Annotated in this window: 14 protein-coding genes and 1 other RNA gene; 14 read left to right on the top strand and 1 reads right to left on the bottom strand. The window is 65.2% G+C overall.

Going from position 1 to position 16,215, the window contains the following annotated elements:
- Positions 1-63 precede the first annotated feature (63 nt).
- The 4 genes from rsmI to rnpB all read left to right on the top strand — a co-directional run bounded on the left by rsmI (position 64) and on the right by rnpB (position 3,142).
- On the top strand, positions 64-888 hold the full coding sequence (gene rsmI, locus ACVOLO_RS13135) for a 16S rRNA (cytidine(1402)-2'-O)-methyltransferase (RefSeq protein WP_481570755.1): 825 nt from the start codon (positions 64-66) through the stop codon (positions 886-888).
- A gap of 40 nt (positions 889-928) precedes the next feature.
- Entirely contained in the window at positions 929-1,798 is an 870-nt protein-coding gene (locus ACVOLO_RS13130) for an alpha/beta hydrolase (RefSeq protein ID WP_481570754.1), read from the top strand.
- Positions 1,799-1,873: 75 nt separating this feature from the next.
- Positions 1,874-2,737 (top strand): alpha/beta hydrolase, encoded by an 864-nt coding sequence (locus ACVOLO_RS13125; RefSeq protein WP_481570753.1) that lies wholly within the window; start codon positions 1,874-1,876, stop codon positions 2,735-2,737.
- A gap of 54 nt (positions 2,738-2,791) precedes the next feature.
- Positions 2,792-3,142: RNase P RNA component class A (gene rnpB, locus ACVOLO_RS13120), an RNA gene on the top strand.
- A gap of 457 nt (positions 3,143-3,599) precedes the next feature.
- Here the strand turns inward: rnpB and ACVOLO_RS13115 are convergent.
- Positions 3,600-4,376: an NRDE family protein gene (locus tag ACVOLO_RS13115; RefSeq protein WP_481570752.1), complete on the bottom strand. Its 777-nt coding sequence runs from the start codon at positions 4,374-4,376 to the stop codon at positions 3,600-3,602.
- A gap of 328 nt (positions 4,377-4,704) precedes the next feature.
- Here ACVOLO_RS13115 and mraZ point away from each other — a divergent pair, with 328 nt between their 5' ends.
- Genes mraZ through murC form a run of 10 tightly spaced genes read left to right on the top strand, consistent with a single transcriptional unit; the run spans position 4,705 to position 16,214 of the window.
- Positions 4,705-5,151, top strand: a complete 447-nt coding sequence (mraZ, locus tag ACVOLO_RS13110) for a division/cell wall cluster transcriptional repressor MraZ (RefSeq protein WP_057627453.1) — start codon at positions 4,705-4,707, stop codon at positions 5,149-5,151.
- A gap of 14 nt (positions 5,152-5,165) precedes the next feature.
- Positions 5,166-6,134, top strand: coding sequence for a 16S rRNA (cytosine(1402)-N(4))-methyltransferase RsmH (rsmH, locus tag ACVOLO_RS13105; RefSeq protein ID WP_481570751.1), 969 nt, complete (start codon positions 5,166-5,168; stop codon positions 6,132-6,134).
- Positions 6,131-6,394 (top strand): cell division protein FtsL, encoded by a 264-nt coding sequence (ftsL, locus tag ACVOLO_RS13100; RefSeq protein ID WP_481570750.1) that lies wholly within the window; start codon positions 6,131-6,133, stop codon positions 6,392-6,394. The genes rsmH and ftsL overlap by 4 nt, the downstream gene beginning before the upstream one ends.
- Entirely contained in the window at positions 6,391-8,253 is a 1,863-nt protein-coding gene (locus tag ACVOLO_RS13095) for a peptidoglycan D,D-transpeptidase FtsI family protein (RefSeq protein WP_481570749.1), read from the top strand. Before ftsL ends, ACVOLO_RS13095 begins: the two co-directional genes overlap by 4 nt.
- Positions 8,250-9,740 carry a UDP-N-acetylmuramoyl-L-alanyl-D-glutamate--2,6-diaminopimelate ligase gene (locus tag ACVOLO_RS13090; RefSeq protein WP_481570748.1) on the top strand — a complete coding sequence of 497 codons (1,491 nt, stop codon included), beginning with the start codon at positions 8,250-8,252 and terminating at the stop codon, positions 9,738-9,740. The genes ACVOLO_RS13095 and ACVOLO_RS13090 overlap by 4 nt, the downstream gene beginning before the upstream one ends.
- Entirely contained in the window at positions 9,737-11,119 is a 1,383-nt protein-coding gene (locus tag ACVOLO_RS13085; RefSeq protein ID WP_481570747.1) for a UDP-N-acetylmuramoyl-tripeptide--D-alanyl-D-alanine ligase, read from the top strand. The genes ACVOLO_RS13090 and ACVOLO_RS13085 overlap by 4 nt, the downstream gene beginning before the upstream one ends.
- Complete coding sequence (gene mraY / locus ACVOLO_RS13080; protein WP_481570746.1) at positions 11,109-12,194, top strand: phospho-N-acetylmuramoyl-pentapeptide-transferase; 1,086 nt, start codon at positions 11,109-11,111, stop codon at positions 12,192-12,194. The genes ACVOLO_RS13085 and mraY overlap by 11 nt, the downstream gene beginning before the upstream one ends.
- On the top strand, positions 12,194-13,495 hold the full coding sequence (gene ftsW / locus ACVOLO_RS13075; protein WP_481570745.1) for a putative lipid II flippase FtsW: 1,302 nt from the start codon (positions 12,194-12,196) through the stop codon (positions 13,493-13,495). Before mraY ends, ftsW begins: the two co-directional genes overlap by 1 nt.
- On the top strand, positions 13,492-14,781 hold the full coding sequence (gene murG, locus ACVOLO_RS13070) for an undecaprenyldiphospho-muramoylpentapeptide beta-N-acetylglucosaminyltransferase (protein WP_481570744.1): 1,290 nt from the start codon (positions 13,492-13,494) through the stop codon (positions 14,779-14,781). The genes ftsW and murG overlap by 4 nt, the downstream gene beginning before the upstream one ends.
- Positions 14,778-16,214, top strand: a complete 1,437-nt coding sequence (murC, locus tag ACVOLO_RS13065) for a UDP-N-acetylmuramate--L-alanine ligase (RefSeq protein WP_481570743.1) — start codon at positions 14,778-14,780, stop codon at positions 16,212-16,214. The genes murG and murC overlap by 4 nt, the downstream gene beginning before the upstream one ends.
- The last annotated feature ends 1 nt before the right edge of the window (position 16,215 follow it).

Here is a 16,215-nt window from a genome sequence, read left to right as displayed (position 1 = left end):
GGCGCGGCGGTGCCGGGCGGGGGAAACGGTACGATTCTACCCTTGCCCATGGAAAAGCCGATGATGAGTACCGCTTCTGCCACCTTGTTTGTTGTTGCCACGCCCATCGGCAACCTGGCCGACCTGAGTCCGCGTGCGCAGGAGGTGCTGCGGTCGGTGGCAGCGATCTGTGCCGAGGACACCCGGCATACCGGGCAGTTGTTGTCGCACTTCGGCATCAGCAAGCCGCTGGTGGCGCTGCACGACCACAACGAAGAGGCGATGGCCCAGCGGGTGGTCGCGCGCCTGCAGGCAGGTGAATCGCTGGCAGTGGTCAGTGACGCCGGCACACCGTTGGTCAGTGACCCGGGCTTCCGGCTGGTGCGCGCCGCACGCGCGGCGGGCATCAAGGTCAGCCCGATCCCCGGCGCCTGCGCGGCCATTGCGGCGTTGAGCGTGGCGGGGTTGCCGAGTGACCGTTTCGTGTTCGAGGGCTTTCTGCCGGCCAAGGCCTCGGCCCGCCGTGAACGCCTGAAACGGCTGGCCAGCGAGACCGGCACGCTGGTGTTCTATGAATCCTCGCACCGCATCGCCGAGTCGCTGGCCGACATGGGCGCGGCTTTCGGCAACGAGCGCCCGGCGGTGATCGCGCGCGAGCTGACCAAGCTGTTCGAGACCGTGCTCGACGGTACGCTGGAGCAGCTGCTGGCCCGGGTTCAGGCCGATGACAACCAGCGCAAGGGCGAATTCGTGGTGATGGTGCAAGGCGCTGCCGATGACGAAGAGGGCAAGATCGCCGAAGGCCGCCGCCTGTACGCCAAACTCAACGAGCACCTGCCGCCGTCCACCGCCGCCAAGCTGGCGGCCGAACTCAGCGGCGCACCACGCAAGGCGTTGTACGGGCAGTGAGGTAGTTGAATCCGGTTGTAGCCATCATGTCGGGGGGCGTATGTGGGGCAAGGTCTGGCTGAAAGTCGCACTGTGCGTGGTACTGCCGATGGCCGCTGGCTGCACTTGGCAGGTGCGTGAATCCAATCTGTTGTTCCCCCGCGCTACCGGCGGTGCCGACATGGCCGCGCTGCGGGATGCGTTTCCCGGGCACACACTGGATGAGTTCCACCTGCCGCTGGCCGGTGCACGCCTGTATGGCGTGACATCGCTGCGGGCCGATGCCCGGGCAACGGTGCTCTACTTTGGTGGCAACGGTTATCGCATTTCCCGTGATGCGGCCAGGACGCTTGATGCCTACGCCTCGTTGCCGGTGAATCTGGTGCTGGTGGATCACCGTGGCTATGGCGGCAGTACGGGCACGCCTACTCTGGACCTGCTGATGGCCGATGCGGTCGTGGTCTACGACCATGTGGCGGCGGATGCGCGGTTGTCCGTCGTTCCTGTGCTGGTGCATGGGCACTCATTGGGCAGTTTCATGGCCGGGCGGGTGGCGCAGGAGCGTACGCTGGCGGGACTGGTGCTGGAATCGACCGTCACCACGACCGAAGACTGGACGCGTTTTCTCCGTTCACGGCAGGCCTGGTGGGCCAGGGCGCTGGTCTGGCGTGTCGTGCCGGAGGCCAGCCTGGCAGGGCGGGGCAATCTTGCGGTGGTCGCGCAGTTGGATGAGCCGGTGCTGTTTGCCGTGGGGGCCGAGGACACGGTGACCGCGCCTGCGTTTTCGCGGCAACTGTTCGATGCCTGTCCCTTGCCGGCGGCACAGAAGACATTGCTTGAAGTGGCCGGTGCCTCGCACCAATCGGTGATCCACACGGCCGAATTCAGGAGCGCGATGGAGCGCTTCATGGCGTTGTTGCAGGCGGGCTAGCCGCCTTCGTCGTGATCCGGCAGTACGTCGCATCACGGCGTTGATGGCCTGGGAACCTCCACAAAGGGAGTGCGCATGAACATGAAGTGGTTTGTGCTTGTCCTGCTGTTTGTCGTCGGGTTCCCTTGTGCGGGGCAGGAGCGCGTGTTGCCTCAGGCCGAGTCGTTGACCATCGAGGGCGGCGCCGGGCAACCGCTGCCGCTGTTGCTGTACCGGCCCGGCGTAAAGGCCGATGGCCCGGGCGGGGCCATCGTGCTGTTCCATGGCGGCGGATGGACGGTGGGAGAGGCGCGCTGGATCGAACCGACAGCCCAGCTCATGGTCAATGCCGGCCTGCTTGCGGTTTCCGTGGAGTACCGCCTGGCCGATCAAGCCGCGGTCACGCCCTATGACAGCGTTGCCGATGCGCGTGCGGCACTGCGCTGGGTTCGCCGCAATGCAGGGCGATTGGGCGTTGACCCGCGCCGGATTGCCGCGGGCGGGATTTCGGCCGGAGGTCATATCGCCGCGGCCACTGCGGTGTTCGATGAACCCTTTGGTGATGGCGTGGCTGCACGCCCGGATGCATTGGTGCTCTGGTCACCGGCGGTGGCCGTTGCTGGCGATGGCTGGTTCGGAAAGCTTGTCGGCGGCCCCGCGCGGGCGGCGGCATTGTCGCCGGATCTGCATATCCGCGCTGGCCTGGCGCCGGCGGTGGTGCTGCAGGGCGAGAAGGACAGCGTCACGCCCCGCGCAGGTGCGCAGCGCTTCTGTGAGCGGATGCGGGTTTCGGGCAATCGTTGCGACCTGACGGTCTTCCCTGGCGTTGGTCATTTGTTCACGCGGAACCTGCAACAACAGGAGGAGCCGGATTACACGGCAATCGACATGGCGGTTGATGCGGAAGCAGACCAGATTGCCTTGGCGTTCCTGCGCGACATCGGCTTCATCGCGGACTGATCACAGTGATGGGAATGCCCGTTTGAAACGGCGGCATGCGACAATGCGCGCGGCGGAGTCGGCCAGGCAGTCGCGTCATTCCTTCGGGAATGCCGAGGAAAGTCCGGGCTCCACAGGGCAAGGTGCCAGGTAACGCCTGGGCGGCGCGAGCCGACGGAAAGTGCAACAGAAAGATACCGCCGAACGGCCTTCGGGTGCGTGGTAAGGGTGAAATGGTGCGGTAAGAGCGCACCGCGAGTCTGGCAACAGACCGGCACGGCAAACCCCACCTGGAGCAAGACCAAATAGGGACCTAATGGCGTGGCCCGCGTCGGGTCCGGGTAGGTTGCTTGAGCGTCACGGTGACGTGGCGCCTAGAGGAATGACTGCTCACGACAGAACCCGGCTTATCGGCCGGCTCCGCCGCTTTTCCCGCCTGCCAGGCGGGAAAAGCCACATGGTTTCGCGAGGCGAAACCATGGGCCCCGGGCCTTTAGCCTTCCAATTCCCTGCGCCTGTCGGCACGCCCCCTTTACTAAAGGGGGCTCTGGCTCTTCGGATTTAGTGCTTGGCTCGCTGTGCATCGTGGCGGGGAGAAGTGCGGCTGTAGCTTTTGTTGGCTGTGGATGTGGCTTTTGCTCTGCTCGCAGCTCTGGCTGTGGATTTTGTTGTGGCTCTGGCTGTCGCTCTTGGCTTTGGCTTTGCTTGTTGCTCTTGCCTTGTTGTGTTCTTTCCCTTCTCCCGCTTGCGGGGGAAGGTGCCCGGAGGGCGGATGGGGGGAGCTTTTGATCCTGCTTTGGCTGTGGGGCAAAGCCAAGGCCAAAACGAGATCAAAGGCACCCCTCCCCAACCCTCCCCTTGGCCTTCGGCCAAAGGGAGGGGGTTAGGAGCCAGAGCCTTCTTTCTCAATCTCCATGCGCGTCTCTCCCAGATAAACACCCTCTGGCCCGAATCTGCGTTCGTGGATGAAACCTCCCCCATCCCTGTCGATCACCACGATGGTGCTGGCGCGGGTGCCGTAGTCGGTTCCACGTATGAAGGCGCTCGACAGCAATCGCTCCAGCTCCAGCGGAACGCCGGTATGCGGTAGCTCCGTGTCGGCAGGGTGGCTTTCATCGGCCAGGGCCTGCCAGAGGGCATCCAGCGTGGCCGTGTCCTGCGCCAGCCACGTTTCCATTGCGCGCATCAGTCGCCGGGTTTTGGGCCAGGGCGCGTCCAGGCTGCCATTGGACATGCCGTGGACGCCCGGTGGCAGGTTCTGCCAGCCGGCAGGGTGGTTGCCGAGGTAGGCGCAGTGTTCGGCGTCGGCCACCAGCAGATTGAAGGGCGCAAACACACCCGCACGGCAGGCCAGCGCTTCCATATAGGCGGTCGCCCCCTGCGCGCCGGCAAGGTAACCGGCGATCAGTTCGCCTCGCGAAGGCCCTCCCGTGGGTGCGGTTGGGTCTCGCACGTTGGTGATGACGGCGGCATGTCCCCGTGCGTTCACTCCCATCCAGCTGCCGCCGGAGCGCAGGTCGCGGCCGGCGATCACGTCAGGGTGGGGGTGTGACCAGCGCTGCAATGGCGCGGTGGGGCGGGCGTGGAATTCGTCGCGATTGCCCGCCATGACCAAACGCCAGCGGGGGTGACAGTTCCAGGCAAGGGTGACGAGGCACATGGGGCGAGTGTGCGGCTTTGCGCAGTTTCCGGCCATCCCTGGCTGAATGGTGGGGTGGCCGCGCTCCCGTTTTCACGCCGTCTCTACAGTGCTGAATTTCTTGGAAATCTCAAAATTTGAGACGAAACAGCAACTTGTGGATAAGCCTTGAACAAGTCTCTAAACATTGCTGCAAACCCTTGATGCAACTGGCGATTTTGTTTGCTGAAAGTTGTTGACAACCCTTTTGCCACTGCTAAGGTGGGCATCAGAGGGAAAACCGGGTTTTTTGTGGTTTTTCGTGGTTCAATGACTTTCCATACGCAATCAGACCGACGGGTGCATACGGGTGTTTCAGGGCGAGACGGCCATCACGGTTGACGACAAGGGACGCATGGCGGTGCCTACCGCTTATCGCGACCTGGTCGCGCGTGCCAGCGGCAACCGCCTTGTGCTGACCTACAACCCGTTTGAAGCCGGTTGCCTGTGGTTGTACTCAGAGCAGGAGTGGGAACGGGTGCGGGATGATGTGATGGCCAAGCCCAATACCCAGCGCGTGGTACGTACCCTGCAGCAGAAGCTTGTGGGTTCGGCCGCTCATCTGGAGCTGGACGGCAATGGCCGTATCAGCCTCCCATCCAGCCACCGCAGCGCGGTGGGCATCGAGAAGAAAGCGGTGCTGATGGGAATGGGCGAAAAGTTTGAACTGTGGAGCGAGCAAGCGCATCGCGCACTGATCCAGCAGACGTTGTCTGACGAGGATCTGGGCGATGGGCTGCTCGACCTGAAGTTGTGAGCCGGGGTGCCCGGGTGCGCGGACAAGCGCAAGCCGGTCACCCTCCGGTGTCACAGCCGCCGGCGGGTCACCTGCCGGTGCTGTACACCCAGGTCCTTCAGGGCCTGAGGGTGATCGAAGACGGTGTTTATCTGGACGGCACGTTCGGCCGGGGTGGTCATGCCGGTGGCGTGCTGCGCCAGTTGGGCGCTGCTGGCCGCCTGCTGGTCATGGACAAGGATCCGGAAGCCATCGCCGTGGCCGAGCGCGATTTCGCGCCGGATGGCCGTGTGTCGATCTATCGCGGCAGCTTCGCCGACCTGTTGAACTGGGATCAAACCGCCGCCGGCCTGGATGGCGTGCTGTTCGACCTGGGCGTGTCTTCGCCGCAGTTGGATGTGGCCGAGCGTGGTTTCAGCTTCGGCAAGGACGGCCCGCTGGACATGCGCATGGACCCGGATTCGGGTGAGAGTGCGGCGCAGTGGGTCAACCGTGCCGAAGAACGCGAGATCGCCGATGTGCTGTGGACCTATGGCGAAGAGCGCCAGAGCCGCCGCATCGCGCGCGCCATCGTGGCCCGCCGCGCGACCCAGCCGTTCACGCGCACCGCCGAACTGGCTGAGCTGATCGCCTCGGTGATGCCGCGTGGCAAGGACAAGATCCACCCGGCCACGCGCAGCTTCCAGGCCATCCGTATCCACATCAACCGTGAACTGTCCGACCTTGAGGCCGGACTGGACGCGGCGATGGCGCGGCTCAAGCCCGGTGGCCGGCTGGCGGTGATCAGTTTTCATTCGCTGGAAGACCGCATCGTCAAGCAGTTCATGAACCGCCATGCCAAGGCGCCGCCGACCAACCGTCGCCTGCCCGAAGTGCAGGCCTTCGTGCCGACGCTGGAATTGATTGGTGGTGCCATCAAGGCCGAAGAAGACGAGCTGGCGGTGAACCCGCGTTCGCGCAGCGCCGTGCTGCGTGTGGCGCAGAAGTGTGAGGTGGCCGGATGAGCCGCCTGCTGCTGATCGTGCTGCTGGCCTGCACCATCGCTTCGGCGATCGGTGTGGTGTTCATGCGTCACCGTCATCGGCAGCTGTTTGTCGAGCTGTCCAGGCTTGAGCACGCGCGCGACGAACTCAACATCGAGTTTGGCCGCCTGCAGCTGGAACAGGCCACGCTGGCGCAGGCCACGCGTGTGGACCAGGAGGCGCGCGGCCGTCTGGGCATGAAGTTCCCGGAAGCCGGCGACATCGTGGTGATCCGGCCATGAACAAGTCCAGCCGCAACCGCAGCCGCAATCGCAGCCAGTTCGACCTGGGCAATCGCCTGATGATGGTCGGCATTGGCCTGGGCCTGTGTGCGGTGACGCTGGTGGGCCGCGCAGCGTATGTGCAGTTGATCGACAGCGATTTCTACCAGCGCCAGGGCGAAGCCCGTTACCTGCGCGAAGTGCCGATCCCGACCTCGCGCGGCATGATCACCGACCGCAACGGTGAGCCGGTGGCGGTCTCCACGCCGGTGGCATCGATCTGGGCCAACCCGCAGGACCTGCTGCAGGCGCCGGAGCGCATTCCCGAGCTTGCGCGCGCACTGGGTCTGCCGGCCGATGAGCTGACCACCAAGCTCAGTCAGAAGGCCGACAAGGAATTCATGTACCTGCGCCGCCGGATGAACCCGGATGTGGCCGAGCAGATCGTGGCCTTGAAGATCCCTGGCGTGTTTTCGCAGCGCGAGTTCCGTCGTTACTACCCGCAAGGGGAGGCGATGGCGCATGTGCTGGGCTTCACCAACATCGATGACCGCGGTCAGGAAGGGCTGGAGCTGGCCTTCGATGAGTGGCTGCGTGGCAAGGCCGGTGCCAAGAAGGTGATCCGCGACCGCAAGGGCGCGATCGTCGAGAACATCGACCAGGTGCGTCCTGCCGAGCCGGGCAAGGACCTGACCCTGAGCATCGACCGCCGCATCCAGTTCCTGGCCATGCGCGAGCTGCGCAACGCGATCACCGAGAACAAGGCCGCCGGCGGTTCCGTCGTGGTCATGGACGTGGCCACCGGCGAAGTGCTGGCCATGGCCAACCTGCCGACCTACAACCCGAACGCGGTCAGCGGTGCCACCCCGGATACGCGCCGCAATCGCGCGGTGACCGATCTGGTCGAGCCCGGCTCGACGATGAAGCCGCTGACCATCGCCACCGCGCTGCAGAACCATGTGGTTACCCCGGACACGGTCATCGACACCAACCCGGGTTACATGTCGCTGGGCCGCTACACCATCAGCGATGTGCCGCGTAACAACGGCGTGCTCAACGTCACCGGCGTGATTACCCGCAGTTCCAACATCGGCGCGGCCAAGATCGCCGCGCGCATTCCGGACCAGATGTTCTACGACAGCGTGCGCGCCTTTGGTTATGGCACCGCGCCGGGCAGTGGCTTCCCGGGTGAGTCGTCCGGTGTTGTGCCGCGTCCTGGCAGCCCGAACTGGTATGGCACCACCAAGACCACGATGTCCTATGGTTATGGCCTGTCGGTGACGCCGCTGCAGATCGCGCAGGCGTATTCGGCGCTGGCCAACGGCGGCAATGTGATCGAGCCGACCTTCATCAAGGGCCAGCGCAACGAAGCGCGCCAGGTGCTTGATCCGGCGGTCGCCCAGGAAGTGGTGCGGATGATGGAAACCGTGGTCACCAACGGCGGCGCAAAACGCGCGGCGATCCTGGGTTACCACGTCGCCGGCAAGACCGGCACCGCGCGCAAGAACGGCCCCAATGGTTATGAGCGTGGCCGCTACAACCTGTTGTTTGCCGGCGTCGTGCCGGCCACTGCGCCGCGCTTTGCCGCGGTGGTGGTGGTCAACGAGCCGCAGGGTTCGCTGCAGTACGGCGGCCTTGTCTCTGCGCCGGTGTTCCAGCATGTGATGGAAGGCACGCTGCGTTTGATGGACGTGCCGCCGGATGACATCCAGTCGTGGCTGGCCGCGCAGGCGGCGGGCAAGCTGGGTGGCAAGCCGGGCAGCGCGCCGCTGCCGATTCCGCAGGAAGTCGTTGATACACCCAATGCCGCGGCCGAGTTTGATGCCGCGCTGCCTACCGCCAGTGCTCCGGCACCTGCCACCACGGAGGTGCGCCAGTGAGCCGCACGATGCTGTTGTCCAAACTGTTGCCTGAGCTGACCCTGGCGCACGATCCGCAGATCAGCGGTCTGGTGCTGGATTCGCGTTTCGTTCGCCCGGGCGATGCCTTTGTCGCCATCGCCGGTTTCGGTGCGCACGGGCTGGGTTTTGTCGAACAGGCCAAGGCGGCCGGTGCGGTCGCGGTGTTGTTCGATCCGCCGGCCCCGGCGGAGCTGCCGGCCCCGGCCGATGCCATTGCCGTGCCCGGCCTGCGTTCGCGCATGGGCGTGATGGCCGACCAGTTCCACGGTCACCCGTCGCGGGCGATGACGATGGTCGGTGTCACCGGCACCAACGGCAAGACCTCGACGGTGCAGTTGCTGACCCAGGCCTGGCATCTGCTGGGCGTTGCCTGTGGTTCCATCGGCACGCTTGGCGTGGGTCTGTACGGCAATGTCGTGCCGACCGGCTTCACCACGCCGCTGGTGCTGCAGATGCATCAGGTGCTGGCGCAGCTGCGCGACGACGGCGCCGCGGCCGTGGCAATGGAAGTCAGCTCGCATGCGCTGGACCAGGGCCGCGTCGATGCCGTGCATTACGACGTGGCCGTGTTCACCAACCTCACCCGCGACCATCTGGACTACCACGGCGACATGGCCAGCTATGGCGCTGCCAAGGCCAAGTTGTTCCACCGTGCGGGCCTGAAGGCTGCTGCGATCAATCTGGACGATGCATTCGGCCGTGAGTTGATGGCCACGCTGGCGGCGGATGTCCAGGCCATTGGTTTGAGTTCGACCGGCCAGGCCGGTGCCGTCATCCGTGCGGAGAACCTGGTGCTGGACGGGCAGGGCATTGGTTTTGACCTGGTCATCGGCGATGCGCGCCACCCGCTGCGTTCGCCGCTGCTGGGCCGCTTCAATGTCGACAACCTGTTGGCGGTGGCCGGTGCGCTGCATGGCCTGGGCCAGCCGGCTGCCAGCATCGCGCAGGTGCTGGGCCAGTTGCAGCCGATCGCCGGCCGCATGAACCGCCTCGGTGGTCAGGGCGAACCGACCGTGGTCATTGATTACGCCCACACCCCGGATGCACTGGAACAGGCACTGCGCAGCCTGCATGGACATCTTGACGGCCGCCTGTTGTGCGTGTTCGGCTGCGGTGGTGAGCGCGATACCGGCAAGCGTCCGCAGATGGCGGCCATCGCCGAGAAATGGGCCGATGCGGTGTTCGTCACTGACGACAACCCGCGCGGCGAAAATGGCGACGTGATCGTCGCCGACATCATGGCCGGCTTTGCCGATGCCGCCCGGGTCAACGTGCAGCGTGATCGTGCCCGCGCCATTGGCGCGGCCATTGCGCAGGCCGGCCCCGGCGACATCGTGCTGGTTGCCGGCAAGGGCCACGAGCCCTACCAGGAGATTGCAGGTATCAAACATCCTTTCGATGACACCGACGTGGCATCTCGCGCGCTGCAGGCGCGTGCCGCCGCCGGCCAGGAGGTGCGCCCGTGAAGCGCACGCCGCTGTCGCTGATTGCCCACTGGGCCGGTGGCGAGATCCACGGCGAAGACCTGGCGGTCGACGCTGTCAGCAATGACACCCGCACCTTGGCTGCCGGCAGTCTCTATGTGGCGCTGCGTGGTGAGCGGTTCGATGGCCACATGTTTGCGGCCAATGCGGTGGCGCGCGGCGCCTGTGCCCTGCTGGTGGACACGTTGCAGCCGCTGGATGTGCCGCAGGTGTTGGTCGCCAATACCGAACTTGCCCTGGCAAACATCGCCGCGGCCATGCAGCGCGGCCGCGCCACGCGTGTGTTTGCCATCACCGGCAGCAATGGCAAGACCAGCGTCAAGAATCTGCTGCAGGCGATCCTGCAGCACGCTGCTGCGGTGCAGGGGCTGCATGTCCACGCAACGCCGGGCAATCGCAACAACGAGATCGGCCTGCCGCTGGCGGTGATCGATGCCCCGGAAGATGCAGATTTCGCCATCTACGAGATGGGCACCGGCAAGCCGGGTGACATCGCCTACCTGACTGCCATCGCCGCACCGGATGTGGCCGTGGTGAACAATGTCGCGCCGGCACACCTGGAGCGCATGGGCAGCCTGCTGGAGATCGCCAACACCAAGGCGGCCGTTTACGACGACCTGCCTGACGGCGGCGTGGCAGTGATCAATGCCGATGATGCGTTCGCGGCGTACTTCGTTGCCCGTGCCGGCAATCACCGCGTACTGCGTTTTGGCCTGGAAACCAGCGCTGATGTCACTGCCACCGGCATCGTGTTGAGCGAGGCCGCCTCGCGCTTCCAGCTGCATGCGCCGCAGGGTGATGCGGAAGTGGCACTGCAGTTGCCGGGTCGCCACAACGTGCTCAACGCCTTGGCCGCGGCATCGATGGCATTGGCGGCAGGCATCGCCTTGCCGCTGGTGGTTGAAGGGCTCGCGCAGGCGCGTCCGGTGGCTGGCCGCCAGGTCGCGCACACGCTGGTCAATGGCGCGGTGCTGATCGATGACAGCTACAACGCCAACCCGGGTTCGCTGGCTGCCGCGATCACCGCGCTGGCTGCCGCCAAGGAGGAAGGCTGGCTGGTGCTGGGCGACATGCGTGAACTGGGCGAGGGTGCGCAGGCACTGCATGCACAGGCCGGGCAGCGTGCCCGCGAAGCCGGGCTCAAGCGTCTGTACACGCTGGGACCGCTGAGCGAAGCCGCAGCAAAGGCATTTGGCGAGGGTGCGCGACATTTCGACTCCCATGCCGCCTTGGTCACCGCACTGGAATCCGAACTTCATGCTGGCGTGCGTTGCCTGGTCAAAGGCTCGCGCGGCAGCGCCATGGACAAGATTGTGACCGCGCTGTTGGGGCGTGGCGAGGACACTATGCATGTTGCTTGAACTGGCCCGTTGGTTGCAGCAGCTGGACGATCTGTTCCGGCTGTTCAACTACATCACTTTCCGCGGCATCCTGGCGGCGTTGACCGCGCTTGGCCTGTCGCTGTGGCTGGGGCCGGCGGCCATCCGCCGCCTGGCCCAGCTCAAGGGTGGCCAGCCGATCCGCAAGGACGGCCCGCAATCGCACTTTTCCAAGGCCGGCACGCCGACCATGGGCGGTGGCCTAATCCTGACCACGGTGCTGATCTCGGTGCTGCTGTGGGCCGACCTGCGCAACCGCTATGTGTGGGTGGTGCTGGCGGTGATGCTGTGCTTCGGCGCCATTGGCTGGTACGACGACTGGATCAAGATCGCCAAGCGTGATCCGAACGGCCTGAAGTCGCGTTGGAAGTACCTGCTGCAGTCGATCTTCGGTCTGGCTGCCGGCCTGTTCCTGTTCTATACAGCCGACGTGCCGGCGGCGCTGACGTTGTACATCCCGATGTTCAAGTCGGTCGCGCTGCCCCTGGCCGGCATCAGCTTCGTGGCCATTGCCTACTTCTGGATCGTCGGCTTCTCCAACGCGGTCAACCTGACCGATGGCCTGGATGGCCTGGCGATCATGCCGACGGTGCTGGTGGCCTGTGCGCTGGGTGTGTTCGCCTATGCCTCGGGCAACGCGGTGTTCTCCAGCTACCTGCAGATCCCGCAGATCCCCGGTGCCGGTGAACTGGTCATCATCTGCGCAGCCATTGCCGGTGCAGGCCTGGGCTTCCTCTGGTTCAACACCTACCCGGCCATGGTGTTCATGGGCGATGTCGGCGCGTTGGCGCTGGGCGCGGTGCTCGGCACCATCGCGGTGATCGTGCGCCAGGAACTGGTGCTGGTGATCATGGGCGGCGTGTTCGTGATCGAGACCCTGTCGGTGATGATCCAGGTGGCCTCGTTCAAGCTCACCGGCAAGCGCGTGTTCCGCATGGCGCCCATCCACCACCACTTCGAACTGAAGGGCTGGCCGGAGCCGCGCGTGATCGTGCGCTTCTGGATCATCTCGGTGGTGCTTGTTTTGATCGGCCTGGCAACCTTGAAGGTGCGCTGATGGACGACTACTCGCGTCAGGCAACCCGGCTTGAAGCCATCGGCGGCAGCTACGACAAGTGGCTGCTGGGCGCCGCCGTGGCGCTGGCATCGGTCGGGATCGTGATGGTGGCTTCCAGCTCCATCGCGCTGACGCAGAGTCCGTTCTACTACCTCACCCGCCACCTGGTGTTCATCGCCATCGGCGTCATTCTGGCGATGGTGACGATGCGGGTGGAGCTGAAGGAAATCGAGAAGTACAACCAGCTGTTGCTGCTGGGCTGCTTCGCGCTGCTGATCGTGGTGTTCATCCCCGGGCTGGGCAGCAGCGTCAACGGCGCGCGGCGCTGGATAAACCTGGGCGTGTCCAAGTTCCAGACCGTGGAAGCGGTGAAGGTGCTGTACATCGTCTGGCTGTCGAGCTACCTGGCGCGCTTCCGTGACGAGGTCAATGCCACCTGGCAGGCCATGCTCAAGCCGGTTGGCGTGGTTGGCCTGCTGGTCGGCCTGCTGTTGATCCAGCCGGATTTCGGCTCATCGACGCTGCTGCTGGGCATCACCACCTGCATGCTGGTGCTGGGCGGCGCGCAGATGAAGCGCATCCTGCTGCCGGCACTGGTGATGCTGGTTGCGCTGGCGCTGCTGGTGTACTTCGAGCCCTACCGCATGCGCCGCGTCACGTCTTTCTGGAATCCGTGGGAAGACCAGCTGGGCTCGGGCTATCAGCTGACCAACGCACTGATGGCCATCGGTCGTGGTGAGTGGACGGGCGTGGGCCTGGGCGCGTCAATCCAGAAGCTCAACTACCTGCCCGAATCGCATACCGACTTCATCTTCTCGGTGATTGCCGAAGAGCTGGGCTTTGTCGGTGTGTGCGGCATCATCAGCCTGTATGTGTTGCTGGTCGGCCGTGCGTTCTGGCTGGGCATGCGCTGCATCGAGATGCGTCGCCATTTTGCCGGCTACATTGCCTTTGGTATTGCCTTGTGGATCGGCCTGCAGACCTTCGTTTCCATTGGCGTGAACCTGGGCATTCTGCCGACCAAGGGCTTGACCCTGCCGCTGATTTCGTCCGGCGGCTCCAGCGTGATGATGACCTGCGTGGCGATAGGCCTGCTGCTGCGCGTGTCCTACGAATACAACCGCGCGGTGCGCCGTCAGGAAGTACGTGACGACATCGAGCCGGTGATCGAAGACGCCGAGCCGGCACCGTCGCCTTCGGCGACAGCGGTCGCCGCCGCGATGCAGGCCGGTTCCGTTTCCGCACGTGGCACCAGCCGCATGCAGCAGCGCGTCGAGCCGACGTTCGGGAGGATTGCATGAGCAATCAGCCGAAGAACGCAGCGCAGCGCCCGGTGATGATCATGGCCGGCGGAACCGGCGGTCATATCTTCCCGGGCCTGGCTGTGGCCAAGGTACTGCGCGAGCGTGGCGTGCCGGTGGTGTGGCTGGGCGCTGATGGCGCCATGGAAACCCGCCTGGTGCCGCAGCACGGTATCCAGATCGACACGCTGGCCATCTCCGGCCTGCGCGGCAAGGGCAAGCTGGCGCTGCTGGGCGCGCCCATGCGCGTGCTGCGTGCAGTTCGCAGTGCAGGTTATGTGCTGCGTGATCGCAACCCGTGTGCCGTGGTGGCCTTTGGTGGCTTCGCCTCCGGGCCCGGCGGCATGGCAGCGCGGTTGCATGGGCTGCCGTTGCTGGTGCACGAACAGAACCGCGCGCCGGGCATGACCAACCGCATCCTGTCGCGTTTCGCGCGGCGCCTGCTGACCGGCTTCCCGGGCAGCTTCGCCGGTGACAAGGAAGAAGTAGTCGGCAATCCGGTACGCGCGGAAATCGCTGCGCTGCCGGTGCCGGAGCAACGTCTTGCCGAGCGCAATGGGCCAACGCGTCTGCTGGTGCTTGGCGGAAGCCAGGGCGCGCGCGCCCTGAACAACGCTGTGCCCAAGGCGCTGGCCGCACTGGGTGGCAGCGTGGCCATTGATGTCTGGCACCAGTGTGGCGAGAAGCTGCACGAAGAGGCATTGCAGGCCTATCGCGACGTCGGTGTATCCGGCCGCGTGGATGCCTTCATCGGCGACATGGCGGCGGCCTATGACTGGGCCGACCTGGTGGTGTGCCGCGCCGGCGCGTCGACCTTGGCCGAATTGTGCGCGGTGGGCATCGGCTCCGTGCTGGTGCCGTTTGCCGCTGCGGTCGATGACCACCAGACCCGCAACGCCGAATATCTGGTCGAGCGCGGCGCCGCCGAACTGCTCAAGCAGGACGAAGCGCTGGCCACCCATCTGGAGGGCGTGCTGCGCGCGCTCGTCAACAATCCCGCTGGTCGCATGCAGATGGCACAAGCCGCGCGTGCGCTGGCCAAGGCCGATGCGGCGCAACGCATCGCGGACATCATTCTTGAAGAGGCCGGGATTCGAGATTCGGGATTCGGCGGCGGTGACACGCCCCGGAGCAACGGGTCGGATCCTGAGATTCAGAAAGAACAGGAACACATGCAGAACAACGATCGTAAATTCCGAGCCGCGGACGCACAGCCAAGCGCCGTTGCCTTTGCCAATCCCCAATCCCGACTCCCCAATCCCCGCACCACAGGACCTGCCCAATGACCCGCCGTCTCCACGACACCACCGACCTGGTCCGCGCATTCCCGCGCGTGCATTTCGTCGGCATCGGCGGTACAGGCATGAGTGGCATCGCCGAAGTGATGCTGACGCTGGGTTATGAAGTGTCCGGTTCCGACAACTCCGACAACGCTGCCACGCGCCGTCTTTCGCGCCTGGGTGCGCGCGTGATGCGCGGTCATTCCGCCGCCAACGTGCTGGGCACTGATTGCGTGGTGGTTTCCAGTGCCATCCGCGACGACAACCCCGAGCTGATGGAAGCGCGCAGCCAACGCATTCCGGTCATGCCGCGTGCGGCCATGCTGGCCGAGTTGATGCGCTTCCGTCGCGGCATTGCCGTGGCTGGTACGCACGGCAAGACCACCACCACCTCGCTGACCGCTGCGGTGCTGAGCGAAGGTGGGCTGGACCCGACCTTCGTCATCGGCGGCCAGCTGTTGGCAGCCGGTGCCAACGCCAAGCTCGGCGGTGGCCAGTGGCTGGTGGCCGAGGCCGATGAAAGTGACGGCAGCTTCCTGCGCCTGAATCCGCTGGTTGCGGTGATCACCAACATCGACGCCGACCACCTGGAAAACTACGGCAACGACTTTGCCCGCGTGCAGGAGGCCTTTGCCGAGTTCCTGCAGCGCCTGCCGTTCTACGGCCTGGCCGTGCTGTGCATCGACGATCCGGAAGTGGCGGCACTCGCTGCCAAGACACCGCGTCATGTCATGAGCTACGGCATGAGCAGCAATGCCGATGTGCGTGCCGAAGACGTGGTGCAGGACGGCCCGTGCATGCGCTTCACCCTGCGCCTGCCCGAAGGCAGCAGCGTGCCGGTGAAACTGGCGCTGCCGGGCAAGCACAACGTGCTCAATGCGCTGGCCGCCGCTGCGGTGGCCTGGCAGGTGGGCGTGGCGCCGGAAGCCATCGCTTCGGCGCTGGAGAAGTTTGAAGGCGTTGGCCGTCGCTTCAATGACCTGGGCATCGTGACCACCCACAAGGGTGCCAGGGTCCGCGTCATCGATGATTACGGCCACCACCCGCGCGAACTGGAAGCGGTGTTTGCCGCAGCCCGTGGCGGTTGGCCATCGCAGCGCCTGGTGGTGGCGTTCCAGCCGCACCGTTACAGCCGCACGCGCGACCAGTTCGATGCGTTCGCTGCGGTGCTGTCGGAAGTCGACGCGCTGGTATTGAGCGAGGTGTACCCGGCCGGCGAGGCGCCGATTCCGGGTGCTGATTCCAAGTCGCTGGCGCGCGCCATCCGTGCGCGTGGCCGCAGCGAGCCGGTGGTGGTGGGACACACCGCCGACCTGGTGTCGGTGCTGCCCGATGTACTGCAGGACGGCGACCTGCTGTTGATGATGGGCGCCGGCGATATCGGCCACGTTGCCCAGATCGTGGCGACCGAAGGCTTCAAGGAGGCCACCGGCGAATGAA

The organism is Stenotrophomonas sp. STEN056 (assembly GCF_056759635.1).
The sequence above is the reverse complement of the archived record's forward strand: the minus strand, read 5'-3'. Positions and strand labels throughout refer to the sequence as shown.

Bases quoted from the DNA above. Each gene is read 5' to 3' on its own strand.
- ftsW (WP_481570745.1), top strand. From the start codon at position 12,194: ATGGACGACTACTCGCGTCAGGCAACCCGGCTTGAAGCCATCGGCGGC.
- rsmI (WP_481570755.1), top strand. From the start codon at position 64: ATGAGTACCGCTTCTGCCACCTTGTTTGTTGTTGCCACGCCCATCGGC.
- mraY (WP_481570746.1), top strand. From the start codon at position 11,109: ATGTTGCTTGAACTGGCCCGTTGGTTGCAGCAGCTGGACGATCTGTTC.
- murC (WP_481570743.1), top strand. From the start codon at position 14,778: ATGACCCGCCGTCTCCACGACACCACCGACCTGGTCCGCGCATTCCCG.
- ACVOLO_RS13115 (WP_481570752.1), bottom strand. From the start codon at position 4,376: ATGTGCCTCGTCACCCTTGCCTGGAACTGTCACCCCCGCTGGCGTTTG.
- ACVOLO_RS13095 (WP_481570749.1), top strand. From the start codon at position 6,391: ATGAACAAGTCCAGCCGCAACCGCAGCCGCAATCGCAGCCAGTTCGAC.
- ACVOLO_RS13130 (WP_481570754.1), top strand. From the start codon at position 929: ATGTGGGGCAAGGTCTGGCTGAAAGTCGCACTGTGCGTGGTACTGCCG.
- murG (WP_481570744.1), top strand. From the start codon at position 13,492: ATGAGCAATCAGCCGAAGAACGCAGCGCAGCGCCCGGTGATGATCATG.
- ftsL (WP_481570750.1), top strand. From the start codon at position 6,131: ATGAGCCGCCTGCTGCTGATCGTGCTGCTGGCCTGCACCATCGCTTCG.
- ACVOLO_RS13125 (WP_481570753.1), top strand. From the start codon at position 1,874: ATGAACATGAAGTGGTTTGTGCTTGTCCTGCTGTTTGTCGTCGGGTTC.